Consider the following 697-nt stretch of genomic DNA (forward strand, 5'->3'; position numbering starts at 1 on the left):
TTGCCCACCGGTTTCCGGGTTGTACATTTTGACCCGGTAATCAATGCGTTCTCCCTCGTCGGTGGTGGTCCCTCCCTGACGATAGATAGAGAAGTAACCGTCTCTGCGCCCTGCAGCTGGTCGCCCTTCATCTTTGAGCATGATTTCATAACTGATGGCATTACCGTTAAAACCATCGTACAGGCACATGTCCAACATGGTCAGATCTTGCGCGTAGTTGCTGCCGTTAACGCTTCCTGTTGGATGCAAGTCTAACTGCACCCTTGGCGTGGCGTGGGCGAACTCCGGGAAGAACACGTCAATATGGTTGGGGTCGAGCGTATTCAGGGTAATATTTGCGAAATAGTCCTGGGCCGGGCTGTTCGAATGTAATTTAACTTTCCCCTTCCAGACGCCACCAATCGGCAAATTCTTCATCTCTGTCTGCTCAAGGTAGAGCGTAAGAAACTTTGTATCGTATATATAATAATGTTGACCATCTTCTGTACATGAAGATCTATTAGAATCCTTAAGATTCGTCTGAAGCCCTTTGCCCCCCTTGCATCCTAGCGGCGCTTCATCGCTACTTACAATGGCTGTTTTAAATCCTTTGAGTTTTACCGGCCAACGCATCCCACTGCGTTGTTCAGTTAAATAGATTTGTACTGTCGATATATTTCCATTAGCTGTACAGGTTTGTTGGAGGTCAGGATACGAA

The 697-nt window shown here is 47.3% G+C and carries 1 protein-coding gene; it reads right to left on the reverse strand.

The genetic code is table 11. The features are described 5' to 3' along the window. Positions 1-697, reverse strand: a 697-nt coding sequence (locus ACUU1M_RS20455; protein ID WP_449144789.1) for a CfaE/CblD family pilus tip adhesin, incomplete at both ends; no start/stop codon positions are given.

Source organism: Shigella sp. SIG6 (assembly GCF_053555815.1).